This is a genomic window from Mesorhizobium sp. M0514 (genome assembly GCF_040321145.1).
Lineage (GTDB): Bacteria > Pseudomonadota > Alphaproteobacteria > Rhizobiales > Rhizobiaceae > Mesorhizobium.
Genome location: NZ_JAMYQZ010000044.1, coordinates 1 through 17,381 on the forward strand (window position 1 = coordinate 1; position 17,381 = coordinate 17,381).

Consider the following 17,381-nt stretch of genomic DNA (forward strand, 5'->3'; position numbering starts at 1 on the left):
GTGACGTGAACAATCACCAGCCTGCCATGACCGCCCCCTCTCAGCGAATTTGCAGAACTCTCAGCACACTACCATAACCTGAGACGGCATACGCCCGCCCGGGCCCTAAACGCATCCGACAGAAGACACCGACCGGGCAAACCCGACCCGGCAGCTATTGGTCGTTGCGATCGGTAGAAAGGTTCAGCCAGGTCGCGTAAAAATTCGTTGTCGCAGGACTGCTTCAGCCCGAATAGCGCTCGGCGAATTCGGAAATGCGCTGCACTACGGCTTTGGAGGCATTGATGCCGCGCGCCTGCGCCTTCTCGGCCGCTTCGGCCCGCGCCCGGCCCGGCACGTGCACGCCAAAGCGCCGGCGCAGCCGGTCGAGCTGGTCCTTCATGCGCTGCTCGAAATCCGGGTCGAGCAGCTTGGGCTCGACAGCGAGCACGAACAGGCCGGTTCCGGGGCTGTCCGGTCCGCCGGAGAACCACGGCGCGTCGAGCGACCAGTTGGCGCCCGACAGGCCGGCAGCCAGGACTTCGACCATCAGCGCGATGTTGGCGCCACGCTGGCCGCCGAAGGCCAGCATGGCGCCCTTCATGGCCGCGGCCGGATCGGTGGTCGGATTGCCGCTGGCGTCCAGCGCCCAGCCTTCGGGGATCTTCTTGCCGTCCTCGGCCGCCTTGCGGATGTTGACGAAGGCGGTGGCGCTCGACGACTGGTCGATGACCAGCGGCGCGCCATCGGCGGCGGGTGCCGCAAACGACATCGGGTTGGTGCAATAGACCGGCTTGACCGAGCCCGAGCCTGCCAGCACCGCCGGCCCGTTGGTGGCGGCGAAGGAGACCAATCCCAGCTGCGCCAGACGCCCAGTGAAATAGCCTAGTGCGCCGCAGGTATAAGCGTTCTTCTGCGAGAAGATGGCGACGCCGAACAGCTTTGCCGCCTTGGCGAGGTCGTCGATGGTGCGGTCGAAGCCGGTATGGGCGAGGCCGCCACGCGCATCGGATTGATAGACGGCGAGCGCCGGCCTGGTGATCACGGGATCGGCATTGCCGTCGATGCGGCCGGCTTCCAGCGCTTCGAGGTAATCGATGAAATGGGTCAGCCCGACGGTCGAAAGCCCTTCCGCCTCGGCGGCAATGATCGAGGCGGTGAGCGACTTCGCCGCCTCCTCATTGGCGCCGGCGCCGAGCGCCGCCATCCGGCACAGCCCTGTTGCCTGGTCGAGAGAGAGTTGCATGGTGCGGACCCGATTGGTGGTGAGTGATTAGGGAGTAGTCAGTAGGGAGTAGCGAAAGCAAGCGGTTTCCCGGTCATATGCTGACTACTCACTACTGCCTACTCACTATTCCCTAGCCCACCTTGTTCGGTATGCGCGCCTCGATCTTGCTGAATGCAAACACCAGTATGCCGGTGATGATCATGTAGATCAGCGCCAAAAGCAGCAAGGGTTCGTAGGTGAGGTAGGTGTCCTGCCGGACCTTGGACGAGACTGCGAAGATGTCGATGACGCTGATCGTCGCCACCAGCGGCGTCGACTTCAGCTGCAGCACGGTTTCGCCGGTCAGCGTCGGCAGCGCCCGGTAGATGGCCTGCGGCAGCCAGATGCGGCGGAAAATCTTCCAGCGGCTCATGCCGAAGGCGCGGGCCGCCTCTAACTGCCCCTTCGGCACGCCGGCAAAGGCGCCGCGCATCACTTCGCCCTCATAGCCGGCGAAGGACAAGGTCAGCGCCAGCACTCCATAAGGCCAGGCTTGCCTCAGATACGGCCACATCCAGGATTCGCGGATCCAGGGAAATTGCGGAAACAGCGAGCCCAGCCCGTAATAGAGCAGCCATAGCTGGATCAGCAGCGGCGTGCCCCTGATGACGGTGCAGAATGTCCTGGCGGGCGCGGAAAACCAGAAAGAGCCGGCGGCCTGCGCGAGCCCGAGCGGCACGGCGAGCAGGAAGCCGAGAAAGCAGGTGACGGCCAGGATCCACAGCGACCGCCAGATGCCGAGAAGCCCCATTTCATAATATTGCGGCAGCCAGTCCCAGCGCATGAAGAAGGCGGCGCTCAGCACCAGCCCGATCGCGATCAGGATCAGCACGATGCGATGCGGCTGCAGCCACAGCGACGTCCGCGCGGCAACATTGATGATGATCGCTTCTCCGGCCATCAGCGCGCATCCTTGAGCGACGGCATACCGCGCCGCGACCAGGCCTCGAGACGGCCGATGAGGAGGTTGGAGACCAGCGACAAGATGAGATAGAGCACGCCCGCGGCGAAAAAGAAGGTGAAATAGGCTTTGGTGACGCCCGCCGCCTGCCGCGTCGCCAGCGCCAGCTCGTAAAAGCCGACGACCGCCAGAAGGGCCGTATCCTTGGTGGCGATCAGCCACAGATTGGCGAGCCCGGGTATGGCGAAGGGCAGCATCGCCGGCAAGGTGATGCGCCGCAGCATGAGCCCGGGTGACATGCCATAGGCGCGGGCGGCTTCGATCTGGCCCTGCGGTATGGCCAGGATGGCGCCACGAATCACTTCGGTCGAATAGGCGCCCTGGACAAAGCCGAGCACGGCGATGCCTGCCGCAAGGCCGCTGATGTCGACGCGCTGGTAGCCCATTGCCGTCAGCGCCTGGTTGATCAGGTCTGTTCCGGCATAATAGAGCAGCAGGATCAGCACCAGTTCGGGCACGGCGCGCACGATGGTGGTGTAAACCGCCAGCAAGTCGCGTACGACCGGCCCGCCGTAAAGCTTGCCAAAGGCGCCCCCGGTGCCGATCAGGAGACCAAGGACCGTGGCGCCGAGCGCGATCTCGATCGAATGGAGCAGCCCAAGCAAGAGCGTGCCGCCCCAGCCCGGCGGATTGGGCGAAAGAAGCTCGATTATGCCGGCCGCCGAGGCCGAAAGAAGTGCGTCGATCAGCGTCGCCCCCGGATTGCTGGCTTCAACCACCGCCGACGGCAGCGCCGGCGGGGGCAGGGAGGCATGGCGCTAACGCCGTGCCCCCTAGCTCATGCGAGGATCGTCAGTTCGACTGCGCGCCGCCACCACCGTAAATGTCGAAATCGAAGTATTTCTTCGATATCTCGTCATATTTGCCGTTCGAGCGGATCGCCTTGATGCCGGCGTTGATCTTGGCCTTAAGGTCGGTGTCTTCCTTGCGCACGCCGGCGCCCACGCCCGGTCCGAGCACTTCATCGTCCGGAGCCACCATGCCCTTCAGATCGCAGCAGGCCTTGCCCTGGTCCGACTTCAGGAATGCGTCGAGCGCGATCGAATCCGCCTGGACGGCGTCGAGGCGGCCTGCGGCCAGATCGTTGTTGGCTTCGTCCTGGGTCTGGTATTCCTTGATCTCGGCGGCCGTGGGGCCGAAATGCTTCTTGGCATAGGCCGAATGGGTGGTCGACACCTGCACCCCGAGCACTTTGCCCTTGAGATCGTCCGGCGTGGCGCCGAATTTCTGGTCCTTCGGCCCGATGATGGCGGTCGGCGTGTTGTAGTACTTATCCGAGAAGTCGATGGTCTTCTCGCGTTCGGCGGTGATCGACATCGAACTGGCGATGACGTCGATCTTCTTGGTCGTCAGCGCCGGGATGATGCCGTCCCAGGCGACAGGCGTGATGACGCAGTCGAGCTTCTCCTCGGCGCAGACGGCGTCGATGAACTCGATTTCCCAGCCAACCCATTTGCCGGAAGCGTCCGGCGAGGTGAAGGGCGGATAGGGCTCGGCGGCGACACCGATCTTGACCGGATCGGCCTTGGCCACGCCCATGGCGGCAACGCCGAGCAGCAGCGCTGCGGCGAATGTTTTCAGAACAGTCTTCATGTCACGACTCCCAGTTTGTTGTTGGTTCCCGGTTTTCTTCCGTCCCGGCTTGTCCTAGCCGATGTTGCGGATGAACTGCTTCAGCCTTTCGGATTTCGGTGCGCCGAATATCTGCTCCGGCGGCCCCTCTTCCTCGACCAGCCCGTTGCAGAGGTAGACGACATGGGTCGCGACCTCGCGGGCGAATTTCATTTCATGCGTGACCAGCACCATGGTGCGGCCCTCGCGCGCCAGGTCGCCGATCACCTTCAGCACCTCGCCGACCAGCTCCGGGTCGAGCGCCGAGGTCGGCTCGTCGAACAGCATGACGCGCGGGTTGATGGCCAGGGCGCGGGCGATCGCCGCGCGCTGCTGCTGGCCGCCCGAGAGATAGGCCGGATAGACGTCGCGCTTTTCGGCCAGGCCGACGCGCGCCAAAAGCTTTTCGGCTTCCCTGATCGCCACGTCGCGCCTGACGCCCAGAACATGCACCGGAACCTCGATGACGTTCTCGATCAGCGTCATGTGGCTCCACAGGTTGAAGTTCTGGAACACCATGCCGAGCTTGGCGCGGATGCGTTCGATCTGCCGGCGGTCGGCGGGCACGGTGTGGCCGTGGCTGTCGGCCTTGAGTTTGATCTCCTCGCCATTGACGCGGATGATGCCGCTGGTCGGGTTTTCCAGGCAGTTGATGCAGCGCAGCAGCGTCGACTTGCCGGAACCCGAGCCGCCGATAATGGCGATCACCTCGCCGTCGCGCGCCGACAGCGAAACGCCTTTCAGCACATGCAGATGGCCGAATTTTTTGTGCAGGTTCTCGACATGGATGGCTTCGGCGGCGCCGTCCTGCGCCTTGCCGGATTGGACTGCGGCGGTTCCCGCCGCGCTCACCGGGGAACCTCTGCCACAGGGTCCACGGCAGATCGTCGAACGTCTATCCGGCTAATCAACATACGCTGTAATGCCCACTCCAGACTTCAGCATGGACCCAACAGCGCGAGCCCGTCAATCCCGCTCATTACGGCACTTGCGGCCTTATTGTGCAAGTGTATAAATAGCCTCCGATGAAATTTTTTCCATTTTTTTCACCTTGAACACGGCATTGAAAAGGGCACTGATGAGCGCTTTCGGATCACAATCCATGGCGGCGCCGTTGCGGCGCGTGCTGATGCGGTCGGCGGCCAATGCCATGCGCGGTGCCGACCGGGTTATCTGGCACTATGGCCCGGGTTTCGACCCGGCGAAAGCGGCGGCGCAGCACGCGGCTCTCGCTGAGCTGGTGACGGCGTCCGGCGCCGAAATCGAATGGATCGATGACAAGGCCGATGGGCTGTCGGATTCCGTATTCACCCACGACCCGTCGCTGATGACCGACCGCGGCGCGCTGATCCTGTCCATGGGCAAGCCATTGCGCGCCCGGGAGCCATCGCTGCATGAGGAAACCTACACACGCCTGGGTATTCCTATCCTCGGCCGCGTCGAGGCTCCCGGCCAGGTCGAAGGCGGCGATTGCGTATGGCTGGATAAAAACACGCTGGTAATCGGGCGCGGGGTGCGCTCCAACCAGGAAGGCATACAGCAGGTTTCCAACCTGCTGACGCCGCTCGGCATTTCCGTCTACGGCTTCGATCTGCCGCTGTGGCAGGGCGAGGAGGCGTGCCTGCATCTGATGTCGGTGATCAGCCCGCTGGCCGACGACCTGGCCCTGGTCTATTCACCGCTTTTGCCGGCGCCGTTCTATCAGTTGCTGAAGGCGCGCGGCATCCGGCTGGTGGAAGGCGACGCCGAAGAGTTTGCCGCGTCCAACGGCCTCAGCCTGAACGTGCTGCCGACCAGCCCGCATAAAGTCATTGCCGTCGCCGGCTTTCCCAAGACCAAGGCCGCGATGGAAGCCGCCGGCTGCACGGTTCAAATCTTCGAGGCGGATGCCCTCTGCATCGCCTGCGAAGGTGGGCCGACATGCCTGACGCGGCCCATCCTGCGGCAATGAATGAGCGCCGCAAGTTCCGCCGCGAGGGCGAGGAGCGGCGGCGGCAGGATCTGATCGACGCGACGCTTGCCTGCGTGGCCGAACATGGGCTGGAGGGCGCCAGCCTGCGCACCATCGCACTGCGCGCCGGCGTCACCGCGGGGCTGATCCGGCACTATTTCCCCGGCAAGGAAGACTTGCTGCAGGAAGCGTACGCGGCGCTGATGGGCCGTATGACCGAGCAGGCGAAGGCAGCATTGCTCATGGAAGACGCCGCGCCGCGCCAGCGCCTTGCGGCCTTCGTTACCGCCAACCTCAACGCCCCGATCATCGATGCACGCGTGTTTTCGCTCTGGGCAACCTTCATCGGCCGCGCCGGCGCGGATCCGAGCCTGGCTCGCGCCCACCGCGAAGGCTATCTTGGCTTTCGCAACGAGGTGGAAGCAGTCGTTGCCGAAGTGCTCGGCGCCGAGCAGCGCAGGCCAAACGCAAATGAACTGCGCCGCCATGCCATTGCCATCAACGCGATCATCGACGGGCTCTGGATCGAAGGCTGTCTGGCCGCAGAGATGTTCTCGCCTGGCGAATTGGCGGCGATCGGCGTCAAAGCCATAGAGGCCGAGCTCGGCCTCGCGCCGCAAAAGGGAGAGAAGCTATGACCACCATCGGCGAAGCGCTGATCACGCTGCTCGAAGCGCATGGCGTCAACACCGTTTTCGGCATTCCTGGCGTCCACACTGTCGAGCTTTACCGCGGGCTGGCGCGTTCAAAGATACGCCATGTCACGCCGCGTCACGAACAGGGCGCCGGCTTCATGGCCGACGGCTATGCCCGCGCCAGCGGCCGGCCGGGCGTCGCTTTTGTCATCACCGGACCGGGGCTGACCAACACCATCACCGCAATGGGCCAGGCGCGCGCCGATTCGGTGCCGGTGCTGGTGATTTCGGGCGTCAACGCGATGCCGACGCTGGGCAAGGGGCTGGGCTTCCTGCACGAACTGCCGGACCAGCGCGGCATGATGGAGAAGGTGGCGCTGTTTTCGCAGCGTGTCACCGAGGCCAGCGAATTGCCGGGCGCTCTGGCGCGGGCCTTTGAGCTGTTTTCGTCGTCGCGGCCGGGCCCCGTCCATATCGAGATCCCGACCGACGTCATGGTCAAACCGGCCGATGGCATCGCTGCTTCGCTCACCAATGCGGCGGCGCCGGCGCCGGACGGCTCGGCCGTTGCCGAGGCCGCCAGACTGATCGCAGCCGCGCGCCGGCCGCTGATCCTTGCCGGTGGCGGTGCCAAGCGCGCCGAACAGCCACTGCAGCGTCTGGCCGAGCGGCTCGGCGCGCCTGTCGTCCAGACCGCCAATGCGCGCGGTCTGCTGCACGCGCATCCGCTTTGCGTGCCGGCCAGCCCCAGCCTGAAGGCGGTGCGTGCGCTGATGGCAGACGCCGATCTGGTCATCGCCGCCGGCACCGAATTCGGCCCGACCGACTATGACGGTTACAGCGACGGCGGCTTCGTGCTGCCCGCCAATTTGATCCGCATCGATATCGGCGCCGACCAGCTCGCCCGCCGCCCGGTGAGCGTCGGCATCCAGGCCGATTGCGCGGAGGCGCTTGGTGCACTGCTAGGCGCGCTCCACCCTGATCATGCCGCAGCGAAGGACGGCGAGAGCCGCGCAGCCGCGTCGAGAAAGGCGGCCTTTGCCGAGCTCAGCCCGGCCTATGCCGCGCAGGTGCGTGCGGTGGAAACCATCCGCGACGCACTGCCGGGCGCCATCATCGTCGGCGATTCCACGCAGCCGATCTACGCCGCCAATCTCTATTACGACCATGACCGGCCAGGCGGCTGGTTCAACGCCGCCACCGGTTTCGGCGCGCTCGGCTACGGGCCGCCGGCGGCGATCGGCGCAGCGCTCGCCATGCCCGGCGTGCCGGTGGTTTGCCTCACCGGCGACGGCGGCTTTCAGTTCACCTTGCCGGAGCTGGGCGCGGCGCTCGATGCACCCGCACCGGTCATCTTCGTCGTCTGGAACAACAGAGGCTATCGCGAGATCGAAACGTCGATGCTCGATGTCGGCGTCGAGCCGGTCGGCGTGTCCCCGGCGCCGCCGGATTTCTGCAAGCTGGCCGAGGCCTATGGTATATCAGCCGAGCGGCTTGCCGGTACTGCCGGTCTCGCCGATGCGCTCAAGCGCGCACGCGCAACCAGACTGCCGCACGTCATCGAAATCACCATCGACTGACGCCTGGCCCTGCGCCGGATGTCCATGCGCGGGGGGTCGGAAGGGGCGGTCGGCGGCTTCGAGCGATGCAAAGACGCAACAACTGCCATGTCGAGATGTCGGTTGAGTGATCGTGCAAAAGGCGCGACGCTCTGCGTCGGCGCGGCACGACAAGCGGCATAATCATAAGAAACGACAGGAGCGTCCAGGATGACGGAAACAGTTCAGGGCAAGCATATCGTGGTGACCGGTGGCACCGGGGCGCTGGGTGCCGCGGTCGTCGGCAAATTGCTGGCGGACGGCGCGATCTGCCATGTGCCCAATGCCCACGCGTCGGCCCCCTCGCATTTCCCCTTCGCGGCCCATGATCGCGTCCGGCTGGCGCACAATGTCGATCTCGCCGATCCTGCCAAGGTCGATGCCTTCTATGACAGCGTCCCCGAATTGTGGGCCTCCATCCATCTGGCCGGCGGCTTTGCCGCAGCCCCGGTCGAGAAGATCGAATCCGCATCCTTTGCCGAATTGATGGACACCAACGCCCGCACCGCCTTTCTGTGCTGCCGCGCTGCGGTGCGCTCCATGCTGGGCTCGGCCACTGCAGGCCGCATCGTCAATGTCACGGCGCGTGCTGGGCTCGATCCGCGCCGAGGCGCCGGCATGGTCGCCTATGCCGCCAGCAAAGCGGCAGTGGCAGCGATGACCGTGGCGATGGCGGAAGAGCTGAAGCACAAAGGCATACTGGTCAACGCGGTGGCGCCCTCGACGCTCGATACGCCGGCCAACCGCGCCGACATGCCAGACGCCGATTTCGGCAAATGGGTCAGCCTCGAAGCCGCCGCCGAGGCAATCGCCTATCTGGCATCACCGGCCAATCTGGCGATGAACGGCACGCTGGTGCCGCTCTACGGCCGCGCCTGAAGTTCCGCCGCCCAGAGCGGCTCATTTGGTTTGGCTTCCGATGGCGGCCTTTGCCGACCTCGCCTGATCTACAGCGGAGGTTGGCCATCCAATCATGGCGACCGCCGACGCCTCCACGGCATTAGAAGGCCTGCGATTACGTCAGGTTCGAGACCCCCACTTGCACGACCTCGACTGCGTCGCCGATGGCGATCGCGCCGGCGTTGTTGGGAATGGCATTCTGGCCGAAGATGATGCCGCCCTTGGCGGAGCGGTGGAGTTTGCCAAGCGTCTGCAACGGCTCGCGCGGGTCCGGCTGCTCGCCGCTCAACGGATCTCGGGTGGTGATGACGCAGCGCGAGCAGGGCTTTGCGATCCGCAACTCCACCGTGCCGATGCGGATCGTCTTCCAGCTGTCTTCAAGCCATGCGCCTTCTGCGTCGACGACGATGTTTGGCCGGAACCGCGCCATCTCGATAGGCCTGGCAAGATGGCTGTTCAGATGGTTCAGCGAGCCCGTCGTGGCGATCAGCAGCGGAAAACCGTCGGCAAAGCCGACGTAATCGCCAGGCTGGCCGAATTCCGCATCGACCGGCCGGCTTCGCGGATCGTCGAAATAGACGAGATCGACGGGCCGGCCAACAATAGCCGAGAGATAGGCGCCGGCGGCCGGATCGCCCGGCCGCGCGGCAACCATATCCTTCCAGATCTTGACTTGCCGGAGCGCGGTGCCGGGAGCCGGTGCCTCGACGAAGTGCGAGCCATGCCTGTCATGTTTCAACAGGACGCCCGTTCCGCGATGCTCGACGTCGATCGTCGTCATATCGGGTGTCTGGCGAATGGTGAGGAACTGCCCATCCTTGTCGACGACCATCCAGCGGCGGTCGCCTTCCATGCCCATTGTCTCGATGTCGGCGCTCGGCACGGCATGGCCGCGCAGGCTCTTGACCGGATAGCGATAGAGTTCGACGACCTTCATCCCGCATGCTTCTCCGTTGCCCGAAGGGCCGGCCTTCCGTGTTTACGTCTGCAACGACGGCCGAGCCTACAACCGCGCGTGCGGAATTGAAGGGGTTGCACGGTCTTAGTCTTGTGCCAATCGCGCAGCCGAGCATGAAAAACCCGCGAGCCTTGCGGCCCGCGGGTTTTCTTGTTCAGGCTGCGCGCGAGGCGCAGCCGAGGCCTAGCTTGCGCGAAGCGACTTACGCGCTGCGCGCCAAGCGGCTTAGCTTCCCTGCTTCTTCAGCGCGGCGCCAAGGATGTCGCCCAGCGAAGCGCCGGAGTCGGTCGAGCCGTACTGTGCGACGGCTTCCTTCTCTTCGGCGATTTCCAGCGCCTTGATCGAGACCTGCAGCTTGCGGGTCTTCTTGTCGAAGGCGATGACGCGGGCGTCCAGCTTCTGGCCGACCGAGAAGCGCTCGGGGCGCTGCTCGTCACGGTCACGGCTGAGGTCGTTGCGCTTGATGAAGGTCTCGATGCCGCTGTCGACCAGCCGCACTTCCAGACCGCCATCCTTGATGCCGGTGACTTCGCAGGTGACCACCGCGTTCTTGCGCAGTTCGCCTGAAGTCGCGGCTTCGCCGACCGTATCCTTGGCCAGTTGCTTGATGCCGAGCGAGATGCGCTCCTTGTCGATGTCGACGTCGAGCACCTGCGCCTTGACCATGTCGCCGCGATTGTACTCTTCGATGACCTGCTCGCCCGGACGGGTCCAGTCGAGGTCGGAAAGGTGCACCATGCCGTCCACGTCACCTTCGAGGCCGATGAACAGGCCGAACTCGGTCTTGTTCTTGACCTCGCCCTCGACCTGGCTGCCGACCGGATGGCTCGCGGCGAAAGCCTGCCACGGGTTTTCCAGCGTCTGCTTGAGGCCGAGCGAGATGCGGCGCTTAGCCGGATCGACCTCGAGCACGACAACGTCGACTTCCTGCGTCGTCGACAGGATCTTGCCGGGATGCACGTTCTTCTTGGTCCACGACATTTCCGAAACGTGGATGAGGCCTTCGATGCCCGGCTCCAGCTCGACGAACGCGCCGTAGTCGGTGATGTTGGTGACGGTACCCTTGATCTTCTTGCCGATCGGGAACTTGGTGCCGATCTCGGACCACGGATCGCTCTCGAGCTGCTTCATGCCGAGCGAGATACGGTGGGTTTCCTGGTTGATGCGGATGATCTGCACCTTGACCGTCTGACCGATGTTGAGGATTTCGGTCGGATGGTTGACGCGGCGCCATGCCATGTCGGTGACATGCAGCAGGCCGTCGATGCCGCCGAGGTCGACGAACGCACCGTAATCGGTGATGTTCTTGACGACGCCTTCGACAACCTGGCCTTCTTCGAGGTTCTGCACGATTTCCGAACGCTGTTCGGCGCGGCTTTCCTCGAGCACGGTGCGGCGCGACACAACGATGTTGCCGCGGCGGCGATCCATCTTGAGGATCTCGAAGGGCTGCGGGTTGTGCATCAGCGGGGAGACGTCGCGGATCGGGCGGATATCGACCTGGCTGCGCGGCAGGAACGCCACGGCGCCGTCGAGGTCGACGGTGAAGCCGCCCTTGACCTGGTTGAAGATGACGCCTTCGACGCGCTCACCCTTGGTGAACTTCTCTTCGAGCTTGACCCAGCTCTCTTCGCGGCGGGCCTTGTCGCGCGACAGGACGGCTTCGCCCAGCGCGTTTTCGATGCGCTCGACCATGACCTCGACCGTGTCGCCGACCTTGAGCGTCGAGTCCTTGCCCTTGACGCCGAATTCCTTCAGCGGCACGCGGCCTTCGACCTTGAGGCCGACATCGATGATGGCCATGTCTTTTTCGATCGCCAGGATCGTGCCCTTGACGACCTGACCTTCGCCGGAGTGACCGGTGGTAAATGATTCTTCGAGCAGGCTCGCGAAATCGTCGCGAGTGGGATTTGCAGCTGACATATTTTCTCCTGGAGTGCCCCGCATCTGAAGCGGGACGGGCGCCGTGGGTTAGCGTTGCGTTGGCCTGCCGGCGTTCCGGGCTACAAAAGCCCTGGGCCGCCTAAGCGGCAATTCCGGCGCATGAAGAATGCTGGCAGGCTGGTTCGTGCCCGATATGGGTATTTTCTTCGCTTCCGGCAATCGGTGGAGCGGGAAAACCCTGGATCAGGCTTTGTCTCTCTTGGCCAGGGCGTCGTCGATGATCGCTTTGGCCGCTAGAAACGCGGCCTCTATAGCCATTTCGGAGGTATCAAGCAAGTGCGCGTCCGCCGCCGGCTTCAGCGGCGAGTCGGCGCGGCCCATGTCGCGCTCGTCGCGGCGCACAATATCGGCAAGGATTTCGGCGAAATCGGCGGTGCCGCCGATGCTTTCGATCTCGGCCAGCCGGCGCTGCGCCCGCACTTCGGCGCTCGCCGTCACATAGAGCTTTATGTCGGCGTCAGGGCACACGACCGTGCCGATGTCGCGCCCGTCGAGCACCGCGCCTGGCGGTGTCCTGGCGAAATCGCGCTGCTTTTCGACCAGGATGCGCCGGACGGTAGGGTAAATCGCGACCTTCGAGGCCGCCTCGCCAACCGCATGCGCCGACAGCACCGCACGGTCGAGCTTTGCCAGATCGACCTGGCGTGCGGCGGTTTCGGCTGCTGAGACATTGTCGAGTGGCAGCGCGTGCCGGATCAACGCATAGGCGACGGCGCGGTAGGTGAGGCCGGTGTCGAGCAGGTTGAGGCGGTAGTGGTCGGCCAGACGTCGGGCCAGCGTGCCTTTGCCGGCGCCGGCGGGTCCGTCGATGGCTATGGTGAAGGTCATTGGCGGGCCAACACGAAAGACAGACGCCGCGATCCTTCGCGCCCCCCTCTGTCCTGCCGGACATCTCCCCCTCCAGGGGGGAGATCAGAAGCTTCTGCGCCCCACTCTTTCCTGCAATTTCGAAAACTGGCGAAAGCCGCTGTGACGGCCGATCTCCCCCCTTGAGGGGGAGATGTCCGGCAGGACAGAGGGGGGCGCTGTCCCGCCGACATCTCTGCTTGCTTTGCGCTTAGCATCAACCTACCCGATCTCCGCACCGAGCCCCGTCATCAGACCCATGAACTCCGGGAAACTCGTCGCGATCATGGCGGCGTCGTCGATGGTCACCGGCTTTTCCGTTGCCAGCCCCATCACCAGGAAGCTCATGGCGATACGATGGTCGAGATGCGTCTGCACCGTCGTGTCCTGGCCGTTGGGATGGCCGCCCAGCCCCTTGCCGCCGGGCTTTCCGCGCACCGCGAGCGAAGCTTCGCCTTCGGTGCAGTCGACGCCGTTGAGCTTCAGCCCATTGGCAACCGCTGCCAGTCGGTCGGATTCCTTCACCCGCAGCTCTTCCAGCCCCTGCATCAACGTCTCGCCCTCGGCGAAGCTCGCGGCAACTGCCAGCACCGGATATTCGTCGATCATCGACGGCGCCCGCTCGGGCGGCACGGTGACGCCCTTGAGCTCGGAGTAGCGCACGCGCAGATCGGCGACATCCTCGCCGCCGGCATTGCGCGGGTTCAAGATGTCGATCTGGCCGCCCATTTCCTGCAGTGTCAAAAGCAGGCCTGTGCGGGTCGGGTTCATCAGCACGTTCTCGATGAGGATGTCCGAACCCGGCACGATCAGGGCCGCGACCAGCGGGAAGCCGGCCGAGGAGGGGTCGCCGGGCACGGCGATGGTCTGCCCCGTCAATTTGCCCTGGCCCTCGATGAAGATGTGGCGCACGCCGCGCTCGTCGGTCTCGACCGAGAGATTGGCGCCAAATCCCCTAAGCATCTTTTCGGTATGATCGCGCGTCATCACCGGCTCGATCACGGTGGTGATGCCGGGCGTGTTTAGGCCTGCCAGCAGCACGGCCGACTTCACCTGCGCCGAGGCCATCGGCACGCGGTAGGTAATGGGTGCGGCGTGTTTCGGCCCATGCAGCGTGATCGGCATGCGGTCGCCCGGCGTCGCCTTCAGCACCTGCACGCCCATCTGGCGCAAGGGTTCGAGCACGCGGCCCATCGGCCGTCCCGACAGCGATGCGTCGCCGATGAAGGTGGTTTCCATGTCGTAAGTGCCGACAAGGCCCATTGTGAGGCGGGAGCCGGTGCCGGCATTGCCGAAATCGAGCGGGCCTTCCGGCTGCAGCAGCGCGCCATTGCCGGTGCCGCGGATCACCCACTCGGCGCCGCGCTTCTCGATATGCGCGCCCATCGCCTTCATGGCGGCAGCCGTGCGCATCACATCCTCGCCTTCGAGCAGGCCGGTGACGCGGGTTTCGCCGGACGCGAGCCCGCCGAACATCATGGAACGGTGCGAAATCGACTTGTCGCCCGGCACCCGCGCGGTGCCGGAAAGGGCAGATGATTTGCGGGCGGTGGCCGGCTTGGCAGCGGCGGCGTGAGACATGGAATTTCCCTGGACGGAATGCCGGCGCACCGGCGCTTTTCATTTGTTGCGGCGGTCTCGTATCACGGCGGGGGGAAATGGTCATCCCCATGGGCGCCGCTTGGCGCGAGGCCTTTCAGTGCTTGGTTTTGTGACGCCGGCTTTTCGCTTTGACAGCGCGGTAAACTGTGGTTAAGGGGACCACTCTTTTACTGACGAGGCTTGACGTGGCAAAAAACGAACTTGGCACAAAGCGTGTCGACCCTGAAACGGGCCGAAAATTCTACGACCTGAACAAGGACCCTATCGTCTCGCCCTATACGGGCAAGACGTATCCTCGTTCCTATTTCGAGGACGGCAAGATCGCCGCCCTCGAAGAGGAAGAGGAAGTGGCCGAGAAGGAAGTGGACGCCGAGGAAGAAGAAGGCGTTGAAGTCGTCTCGCTTGAAGAGGCCGACGAAGACGTCAAGGCCGGCGACGAGCTTCCCGACCTGGGCGACGACGAGGACGATGTCGATCTAGGCGACGATGAGGACGATACTTTCCTTGCGGACGAAGAGGAAGAAGACGACGATGTCGCCGACATGATCGGCGTCGGCGACGACGACGACGAAGTCTAAGAACGCTTCGAACGCATGCATTTAGCGGCGTTCACGGGCTATGACGAAAAAGCGGCCCTCGAAGGCTTGATCTTCAGGGAAGGCGGGGTTAGAAGCCGCCTGCACTAAACGGCGCGGTCCTGAAACCCGCGCCGGACCTCTCGCCGGCAACGGCGACGGCTGACTGCCGGAGTGGGGCCATAGCTCAGTTGGGAGAGCGCTTGAATGGCATTCAAGAGGTCGTCGGTTCGATCCCGATTGGCTCCACCAAACAGTCTGCAATGTTTCCATGCATTTAGCATCGCGGCTGGCTTAACGCTGTTACTGTGATTAGTTCCGGGGCACCGCAGTGTTTCACGTCGACGGATTCCACTGCGGGCACACTTTGCCGACAGGTGTGGCTTCCTAGCTACATACAAAGTTGCAGGCATATTCTACTAGTTGCCTGACATTCTGCTGGGGATTCCGATGAAAGCCTTTCTTTTCGCTTCACTTATCGCGCTTTCGGTGACCGCGCCGGCAATCGCCGCCGACACCATTACTGCTCCTGTGGACACCCCTGAATGGACCTGGCAAGGACCTTACGCTGGTATCTTCGGCGCGGGAACGCTGGAGCACTACAAGATCCATGAGCCGAACATTGGCGCCGGAGCTACCCACAGCCCCGGCTCGGCAACAATCGGCGGCTTTGCGGGCTATAACTTCCAGTCGGGCAAGATTGTCTACGGCGTCGAAGGCGAGCTTGGGTATCGCTTCAAGAAGAACACCTTCAACGACATTCCTGGCCCAGGCGTCCTCGACGCTTCCACCGGGTTGTTTGGCTCTGTAAAGGGTCGAGTCGGAATGGACATGGGAGCGTACATGCCGTTCGTCACGGCGGGGGTAACCGCCGCAAAGTTGAAGACGTTCTATCCAGGTGGTGACGCGGAGCGCGATGCCACCTTGGTAGGCGGCATCGTTGGAGCAGGTTTAGACGTCGCACTCACCCACAACGTGTTTTTGCGCGGAGAGTATGATTTCTCCTTCTTTGGCAAGAAATCGCTCGAATATTGCGGTGGCGGGTGCACACTCGAACACACGGTTCAGACGCACGACTTCCGCGTCGGCGTCGCGATGAAATTCTAGCTGTTAGCAGCACGAGCCTTGCTGAACTGGTCGCGTGTGCGACTTGCCGCAAAGGTCGACCTTAGCGGAATGGCGATCAGCGGTCTCGAGAACGGATTCAGGAAATCGCGTCCTCACGATATCGCGGCAGTCCGCAAAGCGTTTGAAGAGGCCGGAATCGTCTTCACCGTCGAAGGCACTCCCTCGCTAGCCCGCTCAGAAGGTGATAGCGGCCTCGCCACCGACAACAGACAGTGGCGCCGGCGGCAGAGAAAATAATAAGGGCGAAAAGCACGGGCGACCGATGAAGAACGTCCGGGTGCGACTGAACATCCTCGCTCCAAGGATGTTCTTGGGCCGCACGAAAAAGCCCGCCAGCTTGAGCTGGGGGCAATCGGTCTGGAGTAGCTGGAATGAGCCAGCATAGACGAACGAGCGGCGGGTTGGATGGTCCCTTTACCTGCCTGGCTTACCAGCCACCGCTCTCCAAGGCTCCCATAGACCTACGCCTGCTAAGTCGTCACGTCGAGCGCGTGAGTGGCCGTCACCTTGCCAACCTTGGCAATTGTCACGCAGATCGCCCGGACCAGGCTCGGTAGCGCAAGATAACACGAAATGCCGCCGGTGGCGCGAACGCGAAGGCCAAACCCGATCCGCTCGCTGTCGAATACAGAAGTCCGTGCCGTTCGGCTTCGTAGCGCCCACCACGCGCTTTGTGATTTTGACTGATTTGGCGCCTTCGGACATACTGTGGCACCGCTTGGAGGGTCGGGGCACCGCCAGGGCACCATAAAATAGACAACCCGGCGACACTCACGGAAGCACCGTAGCTGATTTGCGTTGAAACTAATAACTTCCCGGACACTGGCTGCAACGCACGGAAACAGAACGAAAGAAAGGCCCTATGAATGGCATTCAAGAGGTCGTCGGTTCGATCCCGATTGGCTCCACCAAACAGTCTCTTTCCGACGCTCGGTTTCGCGGCATTCATGCTTGTCGCCTGCCAGTCGGCGCCTGAACCATCATCGCCGCCGCCAGCGCCCGCACCTCAGCCCATGGCGCCTGCCGCGATCTCTGCTCCGGATGGTGCGGCGGTCCTCGATCCATCCGTGCGGGTCATGCCCCCGGGCGAAGGCGTCCCGGCCAAATATGTCGCGTTTTCCGGCATATGGGGCGGACAGCTGGACGGGATGTATGACGGCAAGCTCGCCGTGCTGACGATTACGCGCGGCGGCAATGTCACCGCCACCTATGCCTGGGGCAATGTCGGCGACAACAAACCGGGCGTGGCAGATGGCGAAGGCAAGATTTTCGGCAACACGCTGAAACTGCGGCGCCTTCCCAATGGCGCGGACGTCAGCGCGGTCATTCAGGCGGACGGAACGCTGGCCGTCACCTATGGGCTTGCCGACCGCACCTATACGGGCACGTTCACCAAGCAGTAATCGCGAGAGCGAGTGTCAGCCTA

General features: G+C 63.6%; 17 protein-coding genes and 1 tRNA gene. 8 read left to right on the forward strand and 10 right to left on the reverse strand.

The annotated features are described in order from the left end of the window. Positions 1–223 precede the first annotated feature (223 nt). The 6 genes from NKI61_RS18705 to NKI61_RS18730 form a co-directional block, all read right to left on the reverse strand. A complete protein-coding gene (locus NKI61_RS18705; RefSeq protein ID WP_023745829.1) occupies positions 224–1,225 on the reverse strand; it encodes an Ldh family oxidoreductase in 1,002 nt (333 codons plus the stop codon). Between the two features lie 112 nt (positions 1,226–1,337). Continuing rightward, positions 1,338–2,147: an ABC transporter permease gene (locus tag NKI61_RS18710; protein WP_023729737.1), complete on the reverse strand. Its 810-nt coding sequence runs from the start codon at positions 2,145–2,147 to the stop codon at positions 1,338–1,340. Further along, entirely contained in the window at positions 2,147–2,860 is a 714-nt protein-coding gene (locus NKI61_RS18715) for an ABC transporter permease (protein WP_196813869.1), read from the reverse strand. The genes NKI61_RS18710 and NKI61_RS18715 overlap by 1 nt, the downstream gene beginning before the upstream one ends. A gap of 139 nt (positions 2,861–2,999) precedes the next feature. Then, positions 3,000–3,800: a transporter substrate-binding domain-containing protein gene (locus NKI61_RS18720; RefSeq protein ID WP_023671323.1), complete on the reverse strand. Its 801-nt coding sequence runs from the start codon at positions 3,798–3,800 to the stop codon at positions 3,000–3,002. 54 nt (positions 3,801–3,854) lie between these two features. Then, positions 3,855–4,670 carry an ABC transporter ATP-binding protein gene (locus NKI61_RS18725; RefSeq protein WP_023671322.1) on the reverse strand — a complete coding sequence of 272 codons (816 nt, stop codon included), beginning with the start codon at positions 4,668–4,670 and terminating at the stop codon, positions 3,855–3,857. 144 nt (positions 4,671–4,814) lie between these two features. Further along, positions 4,815–4,970: a hypothetical protein gene (locus tag NKI61_RS18730; RefSeq protein WP_196813600.1), complete on the reverse strand. Its 156-nt coding sequence runs from the start codon at positions 4,968–4,970 to the stop codon at positions 4,815–4,817. Between NKI61_RS18730 and NKI61_RS18735 the strand changes: the two genes are divergently transcribed. The 4 genes from NKI61_RS18735 to NKI61_RS18750 all read left to right on the forward strand — a co-directional run bounded on the left by NKI61_RS18735 (position 4,897) and on the right by NKI61_RS18750 (position 8,881). Beyond that, positions 4,897–5,769 (forward strand): dimethylarginine dimethylaminohydrolase family protein, encoded by an 873-nt coding sequence (locus tag NKI61_RS18735; RefSeq protein ID WP_352496992.1) that lies wholly within the window; start codon positions 4,897–4,899, stop codon positions 5,767–5,769. The genes NKI61_RS18730 and NKI61_RS18735 overlap by 74 nt on opposite strands. Further along, on the forward strand, positions 5,739–6,407 hold the full coding sequence (locus tag NKI61_RS18740; RefSeq protein WP_352496993.1) for a TetR family transcriptional regulator C-terminal domain-containing protein: 669 nt from the start codon (positions 5,739–5,741) through the stop codon (positions 6,405–6,407). The genes NKI61_RS18735 and NKI61_RS18740 overlap by 31 nt, the downstream gene beginning before the upstream one ends. Beyond that, positions 6,404–7,984 carry a 5-guanidino-2-oxopentanoate decarboxylase gene (locus NKI61_RS18745; protein ID WP_352840249.1) on the forward strand — a complete coding sequence of 527 codons (1,581 nt, stop codon included), beginning with the start codon at positions 6,404–6,406 and terminating at the stop codon, positions 7,982–7,984. The genes NKI61_RS18740 and NKI61_RS18745 overlap by 4 nt, the downstream gene beginning before the upstream one ends. Positions 7,985–8,173: 189 nt before the next feature. Continuing rightward, positions 8,174–8,881: an SDR family NAD(P)-dependent oxidoreductase gene (locus NKI61_RS18750; protein ID WP_023815973.1), complete on the forward strand. Its 708-nt coding sequence runs from the start codon at positions 8,174–8,176 to the stop codon at positions 8,879–8,881. Positions 8,882–9,017: 136 nt separating this feature from the next. On the opposite strand, the gene NKI61_RS18755 is transcribed toward NKI61_RS18750, so the two are convergent. From NKI61_RS18755 to aroA, 4 genes are all read right to left on the reverse strand, one after another. Further along, positions 9,018–9,839, reverse strand: a complete 822-nt coding sequence (locus NKI61_RS18755; protein WP_352840251.1) for an MOSC domain-containing protein — start codon at positions 9,837–9,839, stop codon at positions 9,018–9,020. Between the two features lie 246 nt (positions 9,840–10,085). Beyond that, positions 10,086–11,783, reverse strand: coding sequence for a 30S ribosomal protein S1 (gene rpsA / locus NKI61_RS18760; RefSeq protein ID WP_023671316.1), 1,698 nt, complete (start codon positions 11,781–11,783; stop codon positions 10,086–10,088). Between the two features lie 204 nt (positions 11,784–11,987). Further along, positions 11,988–12,632: a (d)CMP kinase gene (gene cmk / locus NKI61_RS18765; protein WP_023671315.1), complete on the reverse strand. Its 645-nt coding sequence runs from the start codon at positions 12,630–12,632 to the stop codon at positions 11,988–11,990. Between the two features lie 240 nt (positions 12,633–12,872). Continuing rightward, positions 12,873–14,231 (reverse strand): 3-phosphoshikimate 1-carboxyvinyltransferase, encoded by a 1,359-nt coding sequence (gene aroA, locus NKI61_RS18770; protein WP_023815974.1) that lies wholly within the window; start codon positions 14,229–14,231, stop codon positions 12,873–12,875. Positions 14,232–14,437: 206 nt separating this feature from the next. On the opposite strand from aroA, the gene NKI61_RS18775 reads away from it, so the two are divergent. From NKI61_RS18775 to NKI61_RS18790, 4 genes are all read left to right on the forward strand, one after another. Further along, complete coding sequence (locus NKI61_RS18775; RefSeq protein ID WP_023683538.1) at positions 14,438–14,830, forward strand: TIGR02300 family protein; 393 nt, start codon at positions 14,438–14,440, stop codon at positions 14,828–14,830. A gap of 173 nt (positions 14,831–15,003) precedes the next feature. Next, positions 15,004–15,079: transfer RNA gene (locus NKI61_RS18780), tRNA-Ala, on the forward strand. A 198-nt stretch (positions 15,080–15,277) separates the two neighbouring features. Next, on the forward strand, positions 15,278–15,934 hold the full coding sequence (locus NKI61_RS18785) for an outer membrane protein (RefSeq protein ID WP_023688264.1): 657 nt from the start codon (positions 15,278–15,280) through the stop codon (positions 15,932–15,934). A 1,088-nt stretch (positions 15,935–17,022) separates the two neighbouring features. Continuing rightward, a complete protein-coding gene (locus NKI61_RS18790; protein ID WP_245261929.1) occupies positions 17,023–17,358 on the forward strand; it encodes a hypothetical protein in 336 nt (111 codons plus the stop codon). Positions 17,359–17,381: the final 23 nt, after the last annotated feature.